Raw genomic sequence first — 21,004 nt, 5'->3', positions numbered from 1 at the left:
GCCGTGCTCGGCGTCCCGTCCGCCCAGCCGGAGACAGGCTCCCGCCGGGCGGAAGGACTTCAGACGGAGGCCGCCAGCCTCCGCTTGAACTCCTCCGCCGCCGCCTTGGGATCGTCGGCCTCGGTGATCGCCCGCACCACCACGACCCGGCGCACCCCATGGGAGACGACCTCGTCCAGGTTGGTGAGGTCGATGCCGCCGATGCCGAACCAGGGCCGTTCGGTCTCCAGGGCCGCGGCATGCCTGAGCAGGCCGGGGCCCGGAGCGTGCCTGCCGGGCTTGGTGGGCGTCGGCCAGATCGGGCCACAGCAGAAGTAGTCGACGCCGGGCTCGACCGCCGCGGCGGACGCCTCCTCGGGGGCGTGAGTGGAACGCCCGATGAGGATGTCGTCGCCGAGCATGTCGCGCACGATCGGCACCGGCAGATCGCCCTGGCCGAGGTGGAGCACGTCGGGGCGGATCGCGTAGGCGATGTCGGCCCTGTCGTTCACGGCCAGGAGCTTGCCGTGCCGGTCGCAGGCCGCACGGAAGACGGCGAGGAGGTCGAGCTCCTCGCGCGCCTCAAGACCCTTCTCGCGTAGCTGCACGATGTCGACCCCGCCCGCCAGGGCGGCGTCGAGGAAGTCCGCGAGATCTCCCCGGTCACGCCGTCCGTCGGTGCACAGATACAGACGGGCGTCAGAAACCGAGGGCTTGGGCACGTCTCTTCACTTCCGTGTGGCGGCCCGCCACGATCGCGTCGACCGGCGAGCCCGGCAGCGTGTCGTCGGGGGTGAAAAGCCAGCGGAGCGACTCGACGTCGTCGTATCCGGCGTCGAGGAGCACCGTGAGAGTGCCCGGCAGCCCCTTGACGACGTCCGCGCCGGCGAGGAAGGCCGCGGGGACCTGTGGCTCGCCACCGCCCCTGCGCACTCCGATGAGCTTGCGGTCCTTGAGAAGTTGCTTGGCGCGACCGGCGCTCAGGTTGAGCCTTCTGGCAACCTCGGTCAGGGTGAGCCACTCGCCCACCAACTGGTCGGTCTCCCGGTCGATCTGCGCAACAGAAAGCGTCACGAATCCACCACTACCACATCGAGCCCTTCGCCAAACACCTGGCGGCGAGGTTACGCCACCGTACAGTCGCGCAACGCTATCGCAGGGTCGGCGAGGCGATTGACGTCGAGGCGCCGTCCGCCCTCGATGAGGCGGCGCCCCTGGACGAGGTCGCGGGGGCGGTTGACCGAGAGGACCGCGGCGAGCCGGTCGTCCTCGGTCACCCAGCACACCGCCCACCTGGTGTTTCCCTCGGCCTCCGGGTCGCCGCGCCGGATCAGGCGGGCGCCGTCGTGGTACCCGGCGTACTGGACCATGTGACCGAACTGCTCGGACCAGAAGTAGGGGACCGGATCGTAGACGGCGACGTCGCCGACGAGCGTGGCCGCGGCCACGTCCGGGGCGCCCAGGGCGGTGTCCCAGTGCTCGACGCGGAGGCGCACGCCGTAGCGGCGCGACCACCAGGCCGCGCAGTCGCCCACGGCGACCACTCCGGGCAGCGAGGTGCGCAGGTGCTCGTCGGTGACCACGCCGTTGTCGAGCCTGATGCCGGAGCCGACCAGCCACTCGGTCGCGGGCCGCACGCCGACGCCCGTGACGACCACGTCGGCCTCGACCGCGGAGCCGTCGGCCAGGGTGAGCCCCCCCTGGTCGACCGAGGCGACCATGGTGCCCAGGCGCAGGTCGACGCCGGCCTCCGCGTACCAGGCGGCGGTGTACGCGCCGACCTGGCCGAGCGCGGCGGACAGCGGGACGTCGGCGGCCTCGATCACGGTCACGGCGCAGCCCGCCTTGCGGGCGGCGGTGGCCACCTCGGCGCCGATCCAGCCCGCGCCGATCACGGCGACCCTCGTCCCCCTGCCGAGCAGGGAACGCAGCCGGAGCGCGTCGTCGATGGTGCGCACCACGTGCTGTGAGCCGTCCCCGCGCAGCCGGATCGGGCGCGCGCCGGTGGCGATGACCAGGCCCTCGTAGGCCAGCTCGCCCTCGGTGGTCTCGACCACGCCGGGGTGGAGCCCCTTGGCGGAGACGCCCGCGCGGAAGTCGACCTCAAGCGCGTCGAGGTCGGAGTCGACGACGGTGGAGTCGGTCTCGCCGAGCAGCACCCCCTTGGACAGGGGTGGACGGTCGTACGGTCTGTGCCGCTCCTCCCCGATCAGCGTGATCCTGCCGCCGAACCCGCGGGCCCGTAACGCCTCGACGCTGCGTACGCCGGCCAGACCGGCGCCTACCACCACGACATGATTCACACTTCCCGACCATAAGCGTCAGCACCGTACTCCTACCAACGGTCGTTGATAACGAAAACGGTATTTACCTCACATCTGACGCTCTAAGCGTGTTGCCGGACCCCTTAGGGTTGGGGGGAAGACGCGCGGGAGCCCGGAACGCACCGGGCTGAGAGGAGGGCCGCGGAGCGACGAAGGACCCGGCGCGAGCCAGGTGGTGTGCGAGGAACGGATCCGCACGGCACCGGTGAGCGAGGTCCGGAGGCGACCGCGAGCGGGCCCTCGACCGCCACGAACCTGATCCGGATCATGCCGGCGAAGGGAGCGGAGTACGTATGGCGGACCATTTCCACCTCCTCGTCGTCGGCGGGGGGGTGATCGGACTGTCGGTGGCCTGGCGTGCCGCCGGCCGGGGCCTGAAGGTGGCGGTGGCCGACCCCGCGCCCGCCTCCGGCGCCTCGCACGCGGCGGCGGGCATGCTGGCCCCGGTCAGCGAGGTCACCTACACCGAGGAGCCGCTGCTGCGACTGGGCCTGGCCTCCCTGGAACGCTGGCCCGCCTTCGCCGCCGAACTGGCGGACGCGAGCGGGCACGACCTCGACCACCGCACCGACGGCACCCTCGACGTCGCCTTCGGCTCGGACGATCTGGCCGCGCTGGACGATCTCGCCGCCTTCGTCGCCAAGCTGGGGTTGCCCGCCGAGCGGCTCACCGGCCGCGAGTGCCGCCGTCTGGAACCCATGCTGGCCCCCGCGGTCCGCGGCGGCCTGCTGGCGGGCGGCGACGCCTGGGTGGACCCCAGGAAGGTCACCACCGCGCTCCTCACCGCCCTGGAGCGGGCGGGCGGCACCCTGGTGCGCGCCCGCGTGGCCGGGCTGCTCACGGCCGCCGGAGCGGTCACCGGGGTACGGCTGGCGACCGGCGAGAGTGTCGGGGCCGAGCAGGTGATCCTCGCCGCCGGCGCCTGGTCGGGCTCCCTGCCGGGGATGCCGCCCGAGGCGCTGCCCCCGGTGCGGCCGGTCAAGGGCCAGATCATGCGGCTGCGCTCCCCCGTGCCGATCCTGCGGCGATGCGTGCGCGGGGTCGTGCACGGCTCGAACGTCTACCTGGTGCCACGCGGCGACGGCGAGGTCGTCCTCGGCGCCACGCAGGAGGAGATGGGCTTCGACACCCGTGTCACCGCCGGTGGGCTGTGGGAGTTGCTGCGCGACGCGCGGGAGCTCGTTCCCGGCGTGACCGAGCTGGAGGTGGCCGAGGTCGCCGCGGGACTGCGCCCCGGCACCCCGGACAACCTGCCGCTGATCGGTCCCACGATCGTGCCCGGTCTGCACATGGCCACCGGGCACCACCGGGGCGGGGTGCTGCTCGCCCCGCTCACCGCCGACCTCTGCTCGGGCGAGAGCGACCCGGAGCTCTCCTCGATCTGCTCACCCCTCCGCTTCCAGGAGCACCCACCGCAGGAGCTGTCATGAACGTGACCATCAACGGCGCCGCGCACGAGTTGCCCGCCGGGGCGACCGTCGCGCAGGCCGTGCAGCGGCTGACCGGCATGCGGAGCGGGGTGGCCGTCGCGGTGAACGACGAGGTCGTCTCGCGCGGCGCCTGGGAGGCCACCGCGCTCGCGGAGGCCGACAGGGTCGAGGTGCTCACCGCGGTTCAGGGAGGATGAGGGGCATGGTGGACGATCTGATCATCGGCGGCGAGAAGTTCTCCTCCCGTCTCATCATGGGCACCGGGGGCGCCCCGTCCCTGGAAATCCTGGATGCGGCGCTCGCCGCCTCGGGGACCGAGCTGACCACCGTCGCGATGCGGCGGCTCGACCCGGCCGCGCGGGGCTCGGTGCTCGACGTGCTGCGCCGGCGCGACATCAGGGTGCTGCCGAACACCGCGGGCTGCTTCACCGCCGGGGAGGCCGTGCTGACCGCCAGGCTGGCCAGGGAGGCACTGGAGACGAACTGGGTGAAGCTTGAGGTCATCGCCGACGAGCGCACCCTGCTGCCCGACCCCATCGAGACCTTCGACGCCGCCGAGCGGCTGGTCGCCGACGGGTTCGTGGTGCTGCCCTACATCGGCGACGACCCCGTGCTGGCACGCAGGCTGGAGCAGGCGGGCTGCGCGGCGGTGATGCCGCTGGGGGCGCCCATCGGTTCCGGCCTCGGCATCCGCAACCCGCACAACATCGAGCTGATCGTGGAGTTCGCGAGCGTGCCGGTGATCCTGGACGCGGGGATCGGCACGGCCAGCGACGCGGCACTGGCCATGGAGCTGGGCTGTGACGCGGTTCTGCTGGCCACCGCGGTCACCCGGGCGCAGCGTCCGGAGCTGATGGCGCAGGCCATGCGCTCGGCCGTCGCGGCGGGCCGGGCGGCGCGCCTGGCCGGGCGGATACCCCGGCGTCGCTACGCGGAGGCCTCCTCCCCTCTTCATCGATAGAAAACGACCACGTCTCGGCATCGGTTTGGGATTCAGGGACCCTGTCGGCGTCAAATCGCCCGTAAACTCGGCCACGTGGACACGACGCTTACGGACCCCCTGGTCGGGAAACTCCTCGACGGGCGTTACCGCGTTGAGTCCCGGATCGCCCGGGGCGGAATGGCGACCGTCTATCTGGCCCTGGACATCCGGCTCGACCGCACTGTCGCCGTGAAGGTGATGCACCGCTCGCTCGCCGAGGACCCCGCCTTCGTACGGCGGTTCATCGGCGAGGCCAAGTCGGTGGCGAGCCTGTCGCACCCCAACGTGGTGCACGTCTTCGACCAGGGCACGGATGGCGACAACGTCTACCTCTCGATGGAGTACGTGCCGGGCCGGACCCTGCGCGACGTGCTCCGCGACCGTGGCAGGCTGCCCGCCCGCGAGGCACTGGAAGTCATGATCCCGGTGCTCGCCGCGCTGGGCGCCGCCCACCAGTCGGGCCTGGTCCACCGGGACGTCAAACCGGAGAACGTGCTGCTCGCCGACGACGGCCGGGTCAAGGTGGTGGACTTCGGCCTGGCCCGCGCGATCGAGGCGACCAACCAGACGCGCACCGGCGTCATGATCGGCACCATCGGCTACATGTCCCCCGAGCAGGTCACCTCGGGGGCCGCCGACGCCCGCAGCGACGTCTACGCGGCCGGCATCATGCTGTTCGAGCTCCTGACCGGCCGCCAGCCGTACGAGGGCGACACCCCGATGTCGGTGGCCTACCGGCACGTACACGACACGGTGCCGGTACCCTCCGCGCTGCTCCCCGGCTCTTCCCCGCTGCTCGACACCCTGGTGGCCAGGGCGACGGCCCGCGATCCCGCGAACCGTCCCGCGGACGCCACCGCGCTGCTGGTCGCCGCCGTCGACGCGCACCGGATGCTGCCCAGGGAGAGCGGCCCGGTGCCGTCCGTCCCCGTCGGGCCGCCGCACGCCCACGAGACCGTCGTGTCCGCACCGTCCGCACCGCCCGCACCGGCCAACCACACGCTGATCCAGCCCCGCGTCGAGTTGCCCACCGGCCCGGTGGGCGACCAGCCACCGCCCGTTTCCACGACGCGCAAGATGTCCGGCGCCCGCTGGTTCCTGCTCGCGCTGGCCGTGGTCATGGTGATCGCGGTGGGGGTGACCGGCTGGCTGTTCTCGCAGAACACCACCATCGTGGTGCCCTCCACCCTGGTGGGCAAGAACATCACGGTCGCCACCAGCGAGGCCAGACAGCGCGGCTTCACCGTCGAGGAGGGCGAGGCAGAGCACGACGAGAAGGTGCCCAAGGGCAACGTGCTCCGCACCGATCCCGTGGCGGGCACCGAGGCCGAGCCGGGCAGCAAGCTGATCCTGATCGCCTCGGCCGGCCCCAAGCGGGTCGCGGTGCCCAACGTGGTGGGCATGACCGAACCCCAGGCCAGGAGCAGGCTGGCGGAGGCCTCACTGGTCGTCGGCAAGGTCAGGAGGCAGCCCAGCGAGACCGTGCCGCGTGACCAGGTGATGCGGACCGTCCCCGCCGTGGGAAACCCGGTCAAGGAGGGCAGCAAGGTCGATCTGGTCGTGAGCGCGGGCCTGGTCATGCCGGATGTCCGGGGCATGCCCCGCGACCAGGCGGACGGGGTGCTGCGCGGGGCGGGATTCGCTCCCGAGTTCGTCGAGCAGACCGACGCCGCCCAGCCGTGCACGGTCATCGCCCAGGACCCCCAGCCCAAGGCCGAGGTCGACAAGGGCGCCGTGGTCCGGCTGACCCTTTCGCAGTGCGCCAGCGAGTGGCACTGGCCCTGGGAGAACAACGGCGAGCAGCCTCCCGGCGACGGCGGCAACGTCGTGGTGATCCCGAACATCGTCTTCAAGGACTTCAGGGCGGCGCGCGACGAGCTGCGCGCCGCGGGGGTCACGGTGAAGCTGAGGCGGACCCTGGGCAAGGGCAGGGTGCTGGCCCAGACCCCGCCGGGCGGCCAGACGGTCCCGGCCGGCACCGAGGTCACCATCTGGTACTGACGGCCGGGCCTGACGGGCTCGGCACCGGGTCCCGGCGAGACGGATCTCCGTGCTCCGGCCGGTACCGGCAGCCGGGCACGGGACGAACCTCCGGGTGCTCAGCCCTCGGCCAGGAGGCCGTGCAGGCGGATCCTGGCGAGACCGCCGTCGGGGTGGATGTCCACCCTGGCGTACGCGGCCTCGGGCGCGTCGGTGATGCGGAAGCGGTGCCGGGTGTCGGGCAGCAGGCGGGTCCTGGGCAGCAGCGGGAACCAGGTGGCGCCGTCCGCGCTGCCGGTGACGGAGACCTCGGCGGGAGCGTTGAACACCAGGTTGGTGGTGTCGATCTCGGCGAGCCTGACGATCCCGGGCCCCGCCAGACGGATGACCAGCCAGTCGTTGCCGCCGTCGCGGCGGCGGGCGGTCTCCCAGCCCTCGGCCTGGTGGCGGGCGAGGCCCGGGGAGATGGCGTTGTTGGGCGAGGAGTAGAACTCGTTGGAGCAGGCGGTGACGAGCGCGCCGTTCTCCAGCGCGGCCAGGTCCAGGCCGAGTCCCTCGTACACCGACAGGTCGGGCCTGATCTCGCCGTGCACCCGCAGCCTGGCGACGCCCCCGTCGGGGAACATGTTCAGCCGCACATGGGTGTAGCGGCGCTCTCCGGACACCTCGAAGAAGTGCTCGGCGTCCCCCCTGAGGTCGCTCATTGGCACGATCTCCACCCAGTCGGCCGTCTCCAGTTCGGCGACCGTCGGATAGCCCTCGGCCTCGCACGCCTCGACGGAGGCGTGCGGCGGGTAGTTTCCCTTGAACCAGGCGGTGTCGATCACGACACCCCGGACCACCCCGGGCATGCCGAGCCTGACCAGGGCCCAGTCGTGGCCGGGCTCGCGCCGCCTGCGGGTCTCCCAGCCGTCGTAGACCTGGCCCTTGGCGCCGAAGGTGTGCGGGCGGAAGCCGGGGCGCCCCGGCCTGATGAGGCTCTCCTTCTCCGCGAAGGACTCGTCGTTGGCCGCGATCACCGAGCCACCGAGGGCGCGCAGGGCGAGGTCGGGCAGTGCGGTGAACTCGATCAAGGAGAGAACCTTTCTCACGAGGAGCGGAATCCTGGCCGCCGGATCGTTCCGCGGGAGCGCTAAAGCAGGACGCCCCTGAAGTCCTTCCGCACGGCCCGGCCGCGCAGCCAGGTCGTGCGGACCGCGCCGGTGAGCGTCCTGCCGTGATAGGGCGTGACCGGGTTCCTGTGGTGCAGCCTGGCGACGTCTACGGTCTGGACGGCGTCGGCGTCGAAGGCGACCAGGTCCGCGTCGGCGCCCTCGACGATGGCGCCCTTGCCGCGCAACCCGGCCAGTTCGGCCGGGCGGGTGGCCATCCAGCGCACGACGTCGCCCAGACCGTGCCCGCGCCGCGCCGCCTCGGTCCAGACCGCGGTCAGGCCGAGCTGGAGGGAGGAGATACCACCCCAGGCGGCGGCGAAGTCGGGCACCTTCAGGTCGGGGGTGGAGGGCGAGTGGTCGGAGACGACGCAGCCGAGCACCCCGTCGGCGAGCCCGCGCCAGAGCTCGTCGCGGTTGTCCGAGGCACGGATCGGCGGGCAGCACTTGAACTGGGTGGCGCCCTCGGGCACCTCCTCGGCCACCAGCGTGAGGTAGTGCGGGCAGGTCTCCGCGGTGAGCCTGATCCCCTCCTGCCTGGCCCTGGCCAGCGGTTCCAGGCAGAGCGCGGACGACACGTGCAGGATGTGCGCCCGCACCCCGGTCTCCGCGGCCAGCGCGGCGACCCGCTCGACGGCACGGCGCTCGGCCTCTCCGGGGCGGGAGTCGAGGAACTCCGGGTACCGCGGCCCCACCGGGTCCGCGAGCAGCGCGGGGTCCTCGGCGTGCACGACCAGCAGGCCGTCAAAGGAGGCGATCTCCACCATGGCCGCCCGCAGCCCGTCCGTGTCCAGCGGCGGGAACTCCTCCACCCCCGACGGGGACAGGAAGCACTTGAACCCGCGCACACCCGCCTCGTGCAGCGCCCTCAGGTCCGCGACGTTGCCGGGGATCGCGCCGCCCCAGAAGGCGACGTCCACCGCGCACTGCCCGTCCGCGGCGCTCCTCTTCACCGCCAGGGCGTCCGCGTTCACGGTCGGCGGCAGCGAGTTGAGCGGCATGTCCACGATGGTGGTCACCCCGCCCGCCGCGGCGGCCCGGGTGGCGGAGGCGAACCCCTCCCAGTGGGTCCGGCCGGGCTCGTTGACGTGCACATGGGTGTCGACGAGGCCCGGCAGCAGCGCGACGTCGCCGAGGTCGACCTGCTCGGCGGCGTTCAGCTCGGCGGCGTGGGCATGCACCCCGACGATCTTCCCGTCCCTTACCGCGACGGCCGCAGGTCCCTCCTTCCCGGGCAGCACGGCCCGGCGGGACCGGATGACCAGATCCAGCACGTCCTCAGCCCTCGCACTCATCGGCTCTCCGTTCCTGCCCGCTTCTCGCCGCGGAACGCGCCGGCCTGGGCGCCCGTACCCCGCTCACGCTCATCGGCCCCGCGTCCCCTTCCCGCCGTGCCCGGACGGCGCCGGAACGGCGCTCAAAGGTGCCTCTCGGCGACCGTGCGCGCGAGCCGTTCGAGCAGCGGGCCCGCCTGCGACATGCACACGGCCGGGTCGGGCTCGATGTCGGTGAGCGCGTAGGCGGCCGTGATGCCCGCCGCGCTCAGCTCCTCGTCGCCGAGAGCCCGGCGCCCGCAGACCACGACCACGGGGACTCCCGCCTTGGCCGCGGCGCTCGCGACCCCCGCGGGCGCCTTGCCGCGCAGCGTCTGCTCGTCGAGCGAGCCCTCACCGGTGACGACGAGGCGCGCGCCCTCCAGGCTGTCGTGGAATCCGAGCAGGTCGAGGAGGTATTCGATGCCGGGCCGGAACTCGGCGGCCAGGAAGGCCAGCGCGGCGAAGCCCACGCCCCCGGCGGCACCGGCGCCCGGCTGCCCGGCCACGCCCATCGAACGGACGACGCCGTCGTGCTCGGCGGCCCCGACCAGGCCGTGGGTGTGCGCGGCGACGGCGGCCAGCCGGGCGAGGGCGGCGTCGAGCAGCCTCACCTCGTCGGGGCTCGCGCCCTTCTGCGGCCCGTACACGGCGGCGGCCCCGTGCGGACCGAGCAGCGGGTTGTCCACGTCGCCCGCGACGACGAACTCGACATCATCAATCTTGATAAGGCCGGATTTATCGATTTTCGCCAGGTCGCCGAGGGCGGCTCCACCGAACGGGAGCTCCCGCCCTTCGGCGTCCAGGAAGCGGACGCCGAGCGCCCGCATCATGCCCGCTCCCCCGTCGGTGCAGGCGCTGCCGCCGAGACCGAGCACGATCCGCCGGGCCCCGCGCCGTACCGCGTGGGCGATCAGCTCGCCGGTACCGTGGCTGGTCGCGGTGAGGGGTGCCGTCTCGACGCCCTCGTGCGCGAGCGAGCCCGCCGCCGGGGCGACCTGCCCCGAGGCGGCCGGCAACCGCCGCAGCCCCGACGCCTCGGCCAGCTCGACGACCGCGGTGGCCACGTCTCCTTTCCAGAGGGCGTCGCGCCAGGCATAGGAGGCGAGGACCGGCTCACCGACGGGGCCGGTGACCTCGACCTCGACCCGGCTGAACCCGCAGGCCACGACCGCGTCCACGGTGCCGTCACCGCCGTCGGCCACCGGCAGCGCGACCGTGGCGACGCCGGGCCCGAGACCCGCGGCGATCCGCGCGGCGACCTCGGCACCGGTCAGCGAGCCCTTGAACTTGTCCGGGGCGATCACTACATGTCCCGACGACTCAGACAACCCTGCTCCCTAATGGCGGATGGGCGGCATTCGCCCCCCGCCCGTGCGAGCCGGTGGGGAGCGAATGCCTGACCCCGGTGAAACGGAGAACAATCATCACATCCACCGCTGAGCGCCCCCGACGCCCGGTCCTCATCCGCCGACCTCCTGGCCCGCGGTGAAGCCCTGCTCGGCGGCCAGCCGCATGAGGCGGCGGTGGGCCTCGCCACCGGCGCGGCCGAGTGCGTCCTGGGCGACGGTGCGCAGCTCGTCGTCCTCGACGACGGTCTCGCCGCCCACCAGCAGCCGGGCCAGCGGTGGCTGCCGGGTGCCGAAGACCAGGGCGCAGACCGGGTCGGCGACCGCGGAGGCGAAGGCCCCGGTGCGCCAGAGGGCGATGTCGGCGAGCTTTCCCACCTCCAGCGAGCCGAGCTCCTCCTGCCGGCCCAGGTTCCTCGCCCCGCCCAGGGTGGCGATCTCCAGGGCCTGGCGGGCGGTGAGCGCGGTGGGCCCGTACCTGGCCCGCTGGAACAGCAGGGCCTGGCGCATCTCGCCGGAGAGCGAGGTGAGCTCGGCCGAGGCGCTGCCGTCCACCCCCAGGCCGACGTTCGCGCCCCTGCGCAGCATCTCGGAGACGCGGGCGATGCCGGCGCCGAGGCGGCCGTTGGAGCTCGGGCAGTGCGCGGAGCCGGTACCGGTCTGGGCGAAGACGTCGATGTCGCCGTCGTTCAGGTGGACGGCGTGGGCGAACCACACGTCCGGGCCGAGCCAGCCGAGCTTCTCCATGTAGTCGACCGGGCGCTGCCCGACCTGCCGCAGGCAGTGCTCCTCCTCGTCGAGGGTCTCGGCGAGGTGCGTGTGCAGCCGTACCCCCTTGGACCTGGCCAGCGCGGCGGCCTCGATCATCAGGTCGGCACTGACGGAGAACGGCGAGCAGGGGGCGACCGCGACGCGGAGCCTGGAGGAGAAGGACGGGTCGTGGTAGGTGTCGACGGCCTCGGCCGTGGCGTCGAGGATCTCGTCGAGCCGTTCGACCACCACGTCCGGCGGCAGGCCGCCCTGCGACCTACCCCGGTCCATCGAGCCCCGGGCGGGGTGGAAGCGGAGCCCGACCTCCCGGGCCGCCTCGATCTCCGCGGCGAACAGATCCCCTCGCCCCTTCGGGAAGATGTAGTGATGGTCGCTGGAGGTGGTGCAGCCGGACAGGGCCAGATAGCCCAGCCCCGCGCCCGCCGCGCCCTTCACCACCTCGGCGTCCATGGCGGCCCACACCTGGTAGAGCGCCGTCAGCCACTCGAACAGCGTGGCGTCCTGGGCGAGCCCCTGGGAGGCCCACTGGTAGAGGTGGTGGTGGGTGTTGACCAGACCGGGGGTGGCCAGGCAGCCGGTGCCGTCGATCCTGACCGCACCCGGTACCACCGGGGCGGGGCCCGCGCCGAGGGCCACGATCCGGTCACCCTCGACGTGGATGTGTCCCGAGGGGATCTCCGGGCCCACGACCGGGGCGATGTGCACGTTCTCGATCAGGATGGCGCTCAACGGGACTCCTTCTCCTCGCCGCGCGGCCCCGGCCCCGCACCGGCCTTGCGGGCCGCGGCGAGGCGTACGGCGTCGAGGATCTTCTCGTAGCCGGTGCACCGGCACAGGTTGCCCGCCAGGGCCTCGCGGATCTCGGCGTCGGACGGGCGCGGGATCCGCTCGATCAGGTCGTGGGCCTGGACGACGAGGCCGGGGGTGCAGAACCCGCACTGGACGGCTCCGCACTCGACGAACGCCTCCTGGACCGGGTCGAGCCGGTCACCGTCGGCGAGTCCCTCGATGGTGCGGACCACGCGGCCCTCGGCCTGCCCTGCCGCGACCAGGCATGCGCAGACGGGCACCCCGTCGAGGTAGACGGTGCAGGAGCCGCACTCGCCCTGCTCGCACGCGTTCTTGGAACCCGGCAGGCCCACCCGTTCGCGCAGGACGTACAGGAGGCTCTCGCCCTCCCAGACGTCGTCGGCGGTCTCGCTGCGGCCGTTGACCGTGAAGGTGACGCGCATCAGCCTGCCCTCCTCTCGAAGCGCCCGGAGCGCAGGTCGTTCCACGCCCAGGTCAGGGTGCGCCGCGCCATCACCGCGATGGCGTGACGCCGGTAGTCGGCGGTGCCGCGCACGTCGTCGATCGGCGAGGCGGCCTCGGCGGCCAGCTCACCGAAGCGCCCGAGCAGTGCGGGGTCGAGCCGCGCCTCCCAGTCGAGTTCGGCGGCCAGGAACTCCTCGGCCGCGACGGCGCGCCGGGGGGTCGGGGCGGCCGAGCCGATGCCGGTGCCGACCCGGCGCTCCGCGGGATGGAGCGCGATCGCGAACGAGCAGACCGCGATCACCATGGCGTTGCGGGTACCGACCTTGGAGAAGTACTGCGGGCCGCTCGCCGGGCTCATCCAGAACGCCCTGATCAGCTCGTCGGGTTCCAGCGCGCTGCGCTTGACCCCGAGGTAGAAGGCCGCGGCCGGGATCATCCGCACGCCCCGGGCGGCGGAGGCGACCTCGATGACCGCGTCCCCCGCGAGCAGCGGCGGGTGACTGTCCCCCGCGGGCGAGGCCGCGCCGAGATTGCCGCCCACCGTGCCCCGGTTGCGGATCTGCGGCGAGCCGACGGTACGGGAGGCCTGGGCGAGACCCGGCAGCCGGTCGCCCAGCTCGGCGATCAGCCGGGCGTACGACACGCCCGCACCGACCCTGAGCCTGCCGTCCGCCTCCTCACTCCAGGTCGCGAGCTCGGCGATCCGGTTCAGGTCGAGCAGCCCGGCGGGCCTTCGCACGTCGAAGTTGAGCTCGACCATCATGTCGGTGCCGCCCTGTATGGGCGCCACCTCCGGCCGGTCCGCCTTGGCGGCCAGCGCCTCCGCCCAGGTGGCGGGTCGCAGGAAATCCACGGTCATCACTCCCAGGCGAAGCGGGCGTCGGGGGTGTCGTCACGGAGCACGCTGCCCTCGATCAGCCCGTAGGGACGGTCGGCGGCGTAGAACACCTCATTAGGGTTGTCCAGCCCGAAGGGGGTGAGGTCCACCAGGAAGTGGTGCTTGTTCGGCATCGCCAGGCGCACCTCGCAGACCTCCTTCCGGGTGTTCAGCACCCGCTCGCCCATCGCGTAGAGCGTCTGCTGCAGCGACAGGCTGTAGGTCTCGGCGAACGCGCCGAGCAGGCAGCGGCGCACCTCGTCGTAGGACTCCCCGTAGTGGGAATCCCCCCAGGAGTCCCCGTGCGGGGGCATGCCTGGCAGGTGCCGCCAGCGGGCCGAGACCTCGGTGGCCAGGACGCGGTCCCTGGTGGGTTTCAGGGTGGTGTACTCGTCCTGGGCGAAGCCGGAGAACTCCGACCCCGTCGAGTTGAGCACCACCAGGTCCCTCAGCCCGGAGACCACGGTGGTGGTGCCGTCCCGGTCGTGGTGGACGACGCAGGTGCGCGTCTCCCTGCCGGAGCGAACGAAGGAGTGCCCGGCTCCCGGGGCGGAGTCGCCGTTCACCGGGATCCGGTCCCAGAAGTACTCCTCGATCTCCACCCGGGCGTGGTGGACCGTGGGCTGGGAGTCCACGTAGTGACGGGCCAGCAGGATCGCGAAGTCCTCGATCTGGGCGACACCGTGCTTCCTGGCGAAGGCGTACACGGTGTTCTTCTGCGTGTCGGTCGGCAGGACCGCGGCGTTGTCGCCGGTGAGGTGGACCGCCTCCATGTCGCCGGAGAGTGCCGAGCCGACGGTGACGTCCTTGATGTGGTGGACGTCACCGTCCCTGACGACACGGACCAGGCGGGTCTCCGCCTTGCCGTAGCGGTTGGGTCCGAGAACGACGGGCATGCTAGCTCCCTCGATACGTCGAGTAGGCGAACGGGCTGAGCAGCAGGGGCACGTGGTGGTGCTCCCCCGGGTCCGCCACCGTGAAGTCGATCGAGACCCGCGGGTAGAAGGCGTCCACCGCGCGGGCGGCGAAGTAGTCCCCGGTCTCGAAGACCAGCCGGTGGGCGCCCGCCCCGCAGGTCCATCCCGCGATCCGCCCGTCGGCGTCGGTGACGCCCTCGGCGAGCACCTCGCCGTCCCGCTCCAGGCGTACCGCGACACCCGCCGCCGGCCTGCCCAGGGCGGCGTCGAGCACATGCGTGGACAGGCTCATGTGGCCGCCCCCAGGAGCTTCGCCAGCCGCAGACGGATGATCTTCGCGAGCTCGGCCCTGACCACGTCCCGCTCGGTGTCCTCGTCGTTGCCGAGCCGCTCGGTGAGGCGGGCCAGCATCTCCTCGGCCGACAGGCCCGTGGCGCAGATCAGGTAGACGTGGCCGAACCGCCGCTCGTAGGCGCGGTTGCCCTCCGTCAGCCGGTCCAGGACCTCCCGCCCCGCCGCCGCGACCCCCGACTGCTCGCGGCGGGACCAGGCCGCCTCCCTTCCGGAACGACCGGCCACCGGGCCGCCCTCGCGTGGCGGCTCGCCGATCCTGGGATGGGCTGCCAGCGCCTCGCGTACGCCGGACCAGTCCAGGCTCCGTACGGTGGCCTCCGCGACCTCGGCCAGCCTGTCGAGGTCACGGTAGGGGCGCGACGCCGCCACCCGCGCGGCGAAGTCCCGGCAGGCGCAGCAGGCCAGCAGTTCGGCCTCGGCCTCCTCGGTACCCAGCGCGTTGAAGGCGGCCAGCCCCGCGACCTGCGGCGCGGAGTGCACGTTAGACATGGGAGCAGTACACACACCACCGGCGCGTACAGTCCAGCGGCAAGCACCCCAAACTATGCCAAGGGTTCGCCGCAGATTTCCGCAACATACTCCAAACCTGCTGGTACCCGGCGCTCGATTCTCCTTGGGAGACGCGGCTGAGCGCACCGCCGGCGCCCCTCACCGGTCACCTCGCCCCAGAGTGCGGGGAGGGCAGGTCAGGTGGGCGGCCTGTCGGCTGTGAAGCGCCGAGGGCGCCGCCTAAACTGAGGTCACCATGACTTCTCTCTCCTCCATCGGCGGACACGTCTCCGTCACCGGCGGTCTCGCCAAGGGCGGGCTGCGCTACGCCTCCGACATCGGTGCCGAGATGATCCAGGTGTTCGTCACCAACCCTCGCGGCTGGGCGCTCGCCGTGGGTGACCCCGCCCAGGACGCCAAGCTCCTCGAGTCGGGCGTGCTCTCCTTCGTGCACGCGCCCTACCTGGTCAACATGGGCTCGCCCAGCGCGGAGACGCTGGAGAAGTCGGTGGCCACCGTGCGGCACAACCTGCTGCGCGGCCACGCGATCGGCGCGAAGGGAGTGGTCGTCCACACGGGGTCGGCGGTGAGCCAGTCCCGCGACGAGGCGCTGCGCCAGCTGCGTGAACATCTCCTGCCGCTCCTGGACGAGATCCCCGACGACGGGCCCGACCTGCTGCTGGAGCCGATGGCCGGGCAGGGCGCGGTGCTCTGCGCGACGGTCCAGGACCTGGAGCCCTACCTGGCGGCCCTCGACTGGCACCCCAAGGCGGGGGTCTGCTTCGACACCTGCCACGCCTTCGCCGCCGGGCACGACCTGTCGACCTCCGAGGGCGTCAAGGAGACTCTGGAGGCCCTGCACGCGATCGCCCCCGGACGGCTCAAGCTGGTCCACGCCAACGATTCCAAGGACGTGTGCGACTCCAGGAAGGACCGGCACGAGAACATCGGCTCCGGCCACATCGGCGCCGAACCCTTCGCCGAGATGCTGAGCCATCCCGTGATGGCCGGGGTGCCGTTCTGCATCGAGACACCGGGCGGTGCCGAGAAGCACCGCGAGGACATCGAGGCGCTCAAGAAGCTCCGCGACCGGGTGAGTTCCTGACCTGCCGGAAGGTCGGACGGGACGCCCGTCCTCGTGATCCGGCCGCCCCCGTGTGGCCGGATCACGGTCCGGCCCGCTGGCTAACGCGGGCGTCCCGTCGTATCGGAGAGCGGCGACCCCTCCCCCTTCCGGTCAAGGACCCGGTGGCCGGATGCCGGCGGTCACCCCGTGTCCGCGCATCAGGTCCTGTGCGAGCCTTACGGCCCTGTCCCCCCCTGATCCGGCGGGTCTCGCTCTCCGATGAGGGAACACTAGAGGCGCGTCCAGACGAGCGAGCGGCGCTTTCCCGCCAGCGCGATTAACGGTCAGTAGTTGTCGATGTGCGGAGAGTCCCGACGCGACGAACGGCGCACGGCGGGCGACGAACGGTCGATCGGGGGCTCGCGGGACCCCTGGGGCCCGCCCGTGCCAGGGAAACGCCGATGAGCCGTACGGCCGTGGAACGGCGCACGGAAGGCGCGAGGCCGGTCGGCGCGCGGAGAGACGCGAAGGGGACGGCGACCGCGGAACGGCCGGCTGGAAGCCCGCACGGGCGCGAATCACCGCGCGGGGGCCCACGGAGAGCGTGCCGCGGCTATCGCAGGGCGGCCGCGGAGGGCAGGGGCCTGGCCCGGACCACACCGGGGACGGCCGGGCGGTCACGGAACTGGCGGACCAGCCGTTCGCGGACCTCGCGGGCGTGCCGGCGGCTGACCGGAAGCGTCTCGTTGCCCACCCGGAGCATCACCCTGCCGCCGTCGAAGCGCAGCTCGCTCACGTGCCGCACCGAGACCAGCGTGCTGCGGTGCACCCGGATGAACCCCGACCCCGCCCAGCGCCGCTCCAGGGCGGCCAGCGACATGCGGACCAGGTAGCTGCCCTCGTCGGTGTGGAGCCGGACGTAGTCGCCCTGCGCCTCGGCGAACCAGACGGCCTGCTGGGGCACGAACCGCGTCCGCCCCGCGAGCTCGACCGGGATGACGTCCTCCAGCACGGGGTCGGCCGCAGCCGGAATCATGGACTCCAGGCGCCGTACCGCCTCGGCCAGCCGGTCGGCCCTGACCGGCTTGAGCAGGTAGTCGACCGCCTCCAGCTCGAAGGCCTGCACCGCGCACTCCTCGTGGGCGGTGACGAAGACCAGCCGGGGCGGGTTGGGAAACCCCGCGATGAGCCTGGCCAGGTCGAGGCCGTCCAGGCCCGGCATCCGGATGTCGAGGAACACCCCGTCCAGCCGCTCGCCCGCGCCGATCATCTGGACCATGTCCTGGAGCGCGGTGACCCCGCCCGCGGCCGTGGAGACGTGCTCGATACGGGGGTCCTGGCGGAGGAGATAGGCGATCTCCTCAAGGGCGGGGACCTCGTCGTCAACGGCCAGGACTCGCAACATGACCCCACGCTGCCCTCTGAACCACACCCGCCGCAAGCCTCATGGCAACTTCAGGTAATGGTTTGACTACAAATAGCTATTGGCGGGGTGGAGCTTGGGAACGCGGAGCCGCACCGTCGTGCCCGCGTCCGGGGCGCTCTCCACGACCAGACCGTAGTCCTCGCCGTAGATCTGGCGGAAGCGCACGTCGACGCCCGCCAGCCCGATCCCGCCCTCCTCTCCCGGCGGCGCGGAGCCGTCGAGGAGCCCCCTGGCCCGCTCGGGGGGCATGCCCAGGCCGTCGTCCTGCACGCTGATGTGAGCCTCGGCTCCGGCGTCGCTGACCACCACCCGCACCTCTCCACGACGCCCCGCGGCGGCCACGCCGTGCTTGACCGCGTTCTCCACCAGCGGCTGCAGGCAGAGGAACGGGACGGAGACCGACAGCACCTCCGGCGCGACCCTGAGGGTGAACCGGAGCCGGTCGCCGAACCTGGCACGTTCCAGGAGCAGGTAGCGGTCCACGCAGTGCAGTTCCTCGGCGAGGGTGGTGAAGTCGCGTGCCCGGCGCAGCGCGTACCGGTTGAAGTCGGCGAACTCCACCAGCAGCTCCCGCGCCCGCTCGGGGTCGGTGCGGACGAACGAGGCGATGGTGGTCAGCGCGTTGTAGACGAAGTGCGGAGACATCTGGGCGCGCAGCGCCCGCATCTCCGCCTCCATCGTCCGCCGCCGCGAGGAGTCGACCTCTGCCAGCTCCAGCTGCCCCGAGACCCATCTGGCGACCTCGGTGACGGTCCGCACCAGTGCCACGCTCACCACGGCGTCATACGCGGCGAGCGTCCCGACCACCCGCCCGTCGACGGTGAGCGGTACGACGACCCCACCCCCGGTGGCACAGCCCGGTGTGTCGCAGGCCGGTTCGTTCCCGGTCACCACGTGCGGGCGCGCCGAGGCCAGTACGGTCCTGGCGTGCTCGGGCGCGTGGTCGCGGTGGCAGCCCGCCGCGCCGTCCCAGGCGAGCAGGCCACCGCTGTCGGCGACCGCGACGGCACTGGTGCCCAGCAGGGTACGCAGGTGGCGGACCGCCTTACGGGCGGACTCGTGGGTGAGCCCGGACCGCAGCGAGGGAGCCGCCATCGCCGCGATGTGCAGTGTCAGGAAGGTGGCCTCGTCCGTCGGACCGCCCTGCCGGTCCGGGGGCCGCCGGCGCGGGCGGGGAAGGACGAGTCCGAGAAGGGCGCTGAAGGCGCAGAGCAGCACCCAGCCCGTGGTCGACATGCGGAAAACCGTAGTCAACCCACCCCGGAGATCGGGGGCAAACGCCGATCACGGACCGCTCAGGGCGGACCTTCGCCCGCTTCCTCCTGATAGGAGTAGCGCTGCTCGCGCCAGGGGTCGGCGATGTTGTGATAGCCGCGCTCCTCCCAGAAGCCGCGCCTGTCTTCCAGCAGGTACTCCACGGCGCGCACCCACTTGACGCTCTTCCACGCGTACAGGTGCGGGACGATCATCCGCACCGGGAACCCACGTTCCAGGGCGATGGGCTTCTCGTCCAGCTCCAGCGCGAGCATCGTCTGTGAGCGGTCGAAGTCGCCTATCCGCACGTTGGCGCTGTAGCCGTACTCACCCCAGATCATCACGTGCTTCACACCGGGCGCGGGCGGGGCGACCTCCATCAGCGTCGCCGCGGACACCCCGCCCCACTCGTTACCCATGATCGAGAACTTGGTGACGCAGTGGAAGTCGGCCACCACCGTGGTACGCGGCAGCGCGGAGAACTCGGGCCAGGTGAAACGGTGCTGCTCACCCGAGGCCGTCGCCCCCATGACGTGCAGCTGCCAGGTCTCCGGGCGGAACCGGGGCACCCGGCCGTAGTGGATCACCGGTCGGCCCCGGGGGACGTACTGGCCCGGAGGCAGGCGAGGCTCCTCCCACGAAGGTTCGGACTGCTCCACCATCACTCCCTCCGCCGTTTCCCCTATGGCACGTGGTAATCCTGCCATCGCGGACTTCGCGGCGCCCCGGCGGCTACCGAATAACGTTCTCTCGCCCGGCGGGACAGGGGCGCTCTGACCGTGCGCTATCATTTCGCACTATGCGTACAGCGTTCTGGTTTTTTTATGGCGACGGACCCGTGAGTCGGACCGTTCGCCACCAGATGCTGCGCTGACAGCCTGGCGAACAGAAGGCCCCGGGTCCGGTTTCGGACTCGGGGCCTTCTGCTTTTCCCGGCCTTCATCGAACACACCACAGACCTCGGAGCCGGTCGGACCGGCCGGAGCCGTCGAAGAGGGAGAGACATGGTCATCGTCATGGGACCCGGCGCCACGGAGCAGGACGTCGAGGCGATCGTGGAGGTCATCGGCACGGCGGGCGGCGAGGCGTTCGTCAGCCGGGGCGTGAGCCGTACGATCATCGGCCTGGTCGGCGATGTCGCCCAGTTCACCACCCTCGACCTGCGAGGCATGACCGGGGTGGCCGACGTGATGCGGGTGAGCGCGCCGTACAAGCTGGTGAGCCGCGACAACCACCCCGAGCGGTCCACGGTCCGCGTCGGCGGTGTGCCGATCGGTCCCGGCACGGTCACCCTGATCGCCGGCCCGTGCGCGGTGGAGACCCCCGAACAGACCCTTCAGGCCGCCCGGATGGCCGCTGCCGCCGGGGCCACCCTGCTGCGCGGCGGCGCCTACAAGCCCCGTACCTCCCCGTACGCCTTCCAGGGGCTCGGCGAGGCCGGCCTGCGCATCCTCGCCGACGTGCGCGAGCAGACCGGGCTTCCGGTCGTCACCGAGGTCGTCGACGCGGCCGACGTGGAACTGGTGGCCTCCTACGCCGACATGCTCCAGGTCGGCACCCGCAACGCGCAGAACTTCGCGCTGCTCCAGGCCGTCGGCGCCGCCGGCAAGCCGGTGATGCTCAAGCGCGGGATGAGCGCCACCATCGAGGAGTGGCTGATGGCCGCCGAGTACATCGCCCAGCGCGGCAACCTCGACATCGTGCTGTGCGAGCGCGGCATCCGCACCTTCGAGACCGCCACCCGCAACACCCTGGACGTCTCCGCGGTGCCGCTCGCCCAGCGGCTGTCGCACCTGCCGGTCATCGTCGACCCGTCCCACTCCGGTGGCCACCGCGACCTGGTCCTGCCGCTCACCCGCGCCGCCATCGCGGCCGGCGCCGACGGCGTGATCATCGATGTCCACCCGCGCCCCGACCAAGCCCTCTGCGACGGCCCCCAGGCGCTGGTCGACGGCGACCTGGGCGAGCTGGCCCGGGTGATGGAGCGGTTCCCGCCGCTGCTGGGCAAGGTCGCGGCCGTCGACGCCCTGGCCCCCGCCTGACCCATCCGCTCGCCACGACCCCCGGTCCCGGGTACGCCCCGGGGCC

At 72.3% G+C, this 21,004-nt stretch carries 21 protein-coding genes; 6 read left to right on the top strand and 15 right to left on the bottom strand.

The window, feature by feature from the left end; all coding sequences use genetic code 11:
- Nucleotides 1-59: 59 nt before the first annotated feature.
- Genes thiE through ACWD3H_RS11225 form a run of 3 tightly spaced genes read right to left on the bottom strand, consistent with a single transcriptional unit; the run spans nucleotide 60 to nucleotide 2,282 of the window.
- Complete coding sequence (gene thiE / locus ACWD3H_RS11235) at nucleotides 60-701, bottom strand: thiamine phosphate synthase (protein WP_350924408.1); 642 nt, start codon at nucleotides 699-701, stop codon at nucleotides 60-62.
- Nucleotides 679-1,053 carry an Rv2175c family DNA-binding protein gene (locus ACWD3H_RS11230; RefSeq protein ID WP_326638209.1) on the bottom strand — a complete coding sequence of 125 codons (375 nt, stop codon included), beginning with the start codon at nucleotides 1,051-1,053 and terminating at the stop codon, nucleotides 679-681. The genes thiE and ACWD3H_RS11230 overlap by 23 nt, the downstream gene beginning before the upstream one ends.
- 50 nt (nucleotides 1,054-1,103) lie before the next feature.
- Nucleotides 1,104-2,282, bottom strand: a complete 1,179-nt coding sequence (locus ACWD3H_RS11225; RefSeq protein WP_350953493.1) for an NAD(P)/FAD-dependent oxidoreductase — start codon at nucleotides 2,280-2,282, stop codon at nucleotides 1,104-1,106.
- A gap of 314 nt (nucleotides 2,283-2,596) precedes the next feature.
- On the opposite strand from ACWD3H_RS11225, the gene thiO reads away from it, so the two are divergent.
- From thiO to pknB, 4 genes are all read left to right on the top strand, one after another.
- The gene (gene thiO, locus ACWD3H_RS11220; protein ID WP_451954834.1) at nucleotides 2,597-3,733 is read left to right on the top strand and encodes a glycine oxidase ThiO; all 1,137 of its coding nucleotides are present in this window, start codon (nucleotides 2,597-2,599) and stop codon (nucleotides 3,731-3,733) included.
- The gene (gene thiS / locus ACWD3H_RS11215; RefSeq protein WP_030910039.1) at nucleotides 3,730-3,930 is read left to right on the top strand and encodes a sulfur carrier protein ThiS; all 201 of its coding nucleotides are present in this window, start codon (nucleotides 3,730-3,732) and stop codon (nucleotides 3,928-3,930) included. Before thiO ends, thiS begins: the two co-directional genes overlap by 4 nt.
- A 5-nt stretch (nucleotides 3,931-3,935) precedes the next feature.
- Nucleotides 3,936-4,694: a thiazole synthase gene (locus ACWD3H_RS11210; protein WP_343979663.1), complete on the top strand. Its 759-nt coding sequence runs from the start codon at nucleotides 3,936-3,938 to the stop codon at nucleotides 4,692-4,694.
- Between the two features lie 75 nt (nucleotides 4,695-4,769).
- Complete coding sequence (gene pknB, locus ACWD3H_RS11205; RefSeq protein WP_451954833.1) at nucleotides 4,770-6,716, top strand: Stk1 family PASTA domain-containing Ser/Thr kinase; 1,947 nt, start codon at nucleotides 4,770-4,772, stop codon at nucleotides 6,714-6,716.
- 98 nt (nucleotides 6,717-6,814) lie between these two features.
- On the opposite strand, the gene alc is transcribed toward pknB, so the two are convergent.
- The 9 genes from alc to uraD form a co-directional block, all read right to left on the bottom strand.
- Nucleotides 6,815-7,768, bottom strand: coding sequence for an allantoicase (alc, locus tag ACWD3H_RS11200; RefSeq protein ID WP_451954832.1), 954 nt, complete (start codon nucleotides 7,766-7,768; stop codon nucleotides 6,815-6,817).
- 59 nt (nucleotides 7,769-7,827) lie between these two features.
- On the bottom strand, nucleotides 7,828-9,141 hold the full coding sequence (gene allB, locus ACWD3H_RS11195; protein ID WP_451954831.1) for an allantoinase AllB: 1,314 nt from the start codon (nucleotides 9,139-9,141) through the stop codon (nucleotides 7,828-7,830).
- Nucleotides 9,142-9,263: 122 nt separating this feature from the next.
- Nucleotides 9,264-10,490, bottom strand: a complete 1,227-nt coding sequence (locus ACWD3H_RS11190) for a glycerate kinase (RefSeq protein ID WP_451954830.1) — start codon at nucleotides 10,488-10,490, stop codon at nucleotides 9,264-9,266.
- 132 nt (nucleotides 10,491-10,622) lie between these two features.
- Complete coding sequence (locus ACWD3H_RS11185; protein ID WP_451954829.1) at nucleotides 10,623-12,008, bottom strand: 8-oxoguanine deaminase; 1,386 nt, start codon at nucleotides 12,006-12,008, stop codon at nucleotides 10,623-10,625.
- Complete coding sequence (locus tag ACWD3H_RS11180) at nucleotides 12,005-12,511, bottom strand: (2Fe-2S)-binding protein (protein ID WP_350953481.1); 507 nt, start codon at nucleotides 12,509-12,511, stop codon at nucleotides 12,005-12,007. Before ACWD3H_RS11180 ends, ACWD3H_RS11185 begins: the two co-directional genes overlap by 4 nt.
- Complete coding sequence (locus ACWD3H_RS11175; protein WP_350924576.1) at nucleotides 12,511-13,386, bottom strand: FAD binding domain-containing protein; 876 nt, start codon at nucleotides 13,384-13,386, stop codon at nucleotides 12,511-12,513. Before ACWD3H_RS11175 ends, ACWD3H_RS11180 begins: the two co-directional genes overlap by 1 nt.
- Before the next feature lie 5 nt (nucleotides 13,387-13,391).
- The gene (pucL, locus tag ACWD3H_RS11170) at nucleotides 13,392-14,306 is read right to left on the bottom strand and encodes a factor-independent urate hydroxylase (protein ID WP_451954828.1); all 915 of its coding nucleotides are present in this window, start codon (nucleotides 14,304-14,306) and stop codon (nucleotides 13,392-13,394) included.
- Between the two features lies 1 nt (nucleotide 14,307).
- Entirely contained in the window at nucleotides 14,308-14,619 is a 312-nt protein-coding gene (gene uraH / locus ACWD3H_RS11165) for a hydroxyisourate hydrolase (protein WP_350924385.1), read from the bottom strand.
- The gene (gene uraD, locus ACWD3H_RS11160; RefSeq protein ID WP_451954827.1) at nucleotides 14,616-15,170 is read right to left on the bottom strand and encodes a 2-oxo-4-hydroxy-4-carboxy-5-ureidoimidazoline decarboxylase; all 555 of its coding nucleotides are present in this window, start codon (nucleotides 15,168-15,170) and stop codon (nucleotides 14,616-14,618) included. The genes uraH and uraD overlap by 4 nt, the downstream gene beginning before the upstream one ends.
- A 256-nt stretch (nucleotides 15,171-15,426) precedes the next feature.
- Between uraD and ACWD3H_RS11155 the strand changes: the two genes are divergently transcribed.
- Nucleotides 15,427-16,275, top strand: coding sequence for a deoxyribonuclease IV (locus ACWD3H_RS11155; protein WP_451954826.1), 849 nt, complete (start codon nucleotides 15,427-15,429; stop codon nucleotides 16,273-16,275).
- 574 nt (nucleotides 16,276-16,849) lie between these two features.
- Here ACWD3H_RS11155 and ACWD3H_RS11150 read toward each other — a convergent pair.
- The 3 genes from ACWD3H_RS11150 to ACWD3H_RS11140 form a co-directional block, all read right to left on the bottom strand.
- Entirely contained in the window at nucleotides 16,850-17,641 is a 792-nt protein-coding gene (locus ACWD3H_RS11150) for a LytR/AlgR family response regulator transcription factor (RefSeq protein WP_350924379.1), read from the bottom strand.
- Nucleotides 17,642-17,707: 66 nt separating this feature from the next.
- Nucleotides 17,708-18,898 carry a histidine kinase gene (locus ACWD3H_RS11145; RefSeq protein ID WP_451954825.1) on the bottom strand — a complete coding sequence of 397 codons (1,191 nt, stop codon included), beginning with the start codon at nucleotides 18,896-18,898 and terminating at the stop codon, nucleotides 17,708-17,710.
- A 59-nt stretch (nucleotides 18,899-18,957) separates the two neighbouring features.
- Nucleotides 18,958-19,578 carry a molybdopterin-dependent oxidoreductase gene (locus ACWD3H_RS11140; RefSeq protein ID WP_451954824.1) on the bottom strand — a complete coding sequence of 207 codons (621 nt, stop codon included), beginning with the start codon at nucleotides 19,576-19,578 and terminating at the stop codon, nucleotides 18,958-18,960.
- 342 nt (nucleotides 19,579-19,920) lie between these two features.
- Between ACWD3H_RS11140 and aroF the strand changes: the two genes are divergently transcribed.
- Nucleotides 19,921-20,958: a 3-deoxy-7-phosphoheptulonate synthase gene (gene aroF, locus ACWD3H_RS11135; RefSeq protein WP_350924373.1), complete on the top strand. Its 1,038-nt coding sequence runs from the start codon at nucleotides 19,921-19,923 to the stop codon at nucleotides 20,956-20,958.
- Nucleotides 20,959-21,004 lie beyond the last annotated feature (46 nt).

This window comes from Streptosporangium sp. NPDC002607, assembly GCF_053592655.1.
The sequence above is the reverse complement of the archived record's forward strand: the minus strand, read 5'-3'. Positions and strand labels throughout refer to the sequence as shown.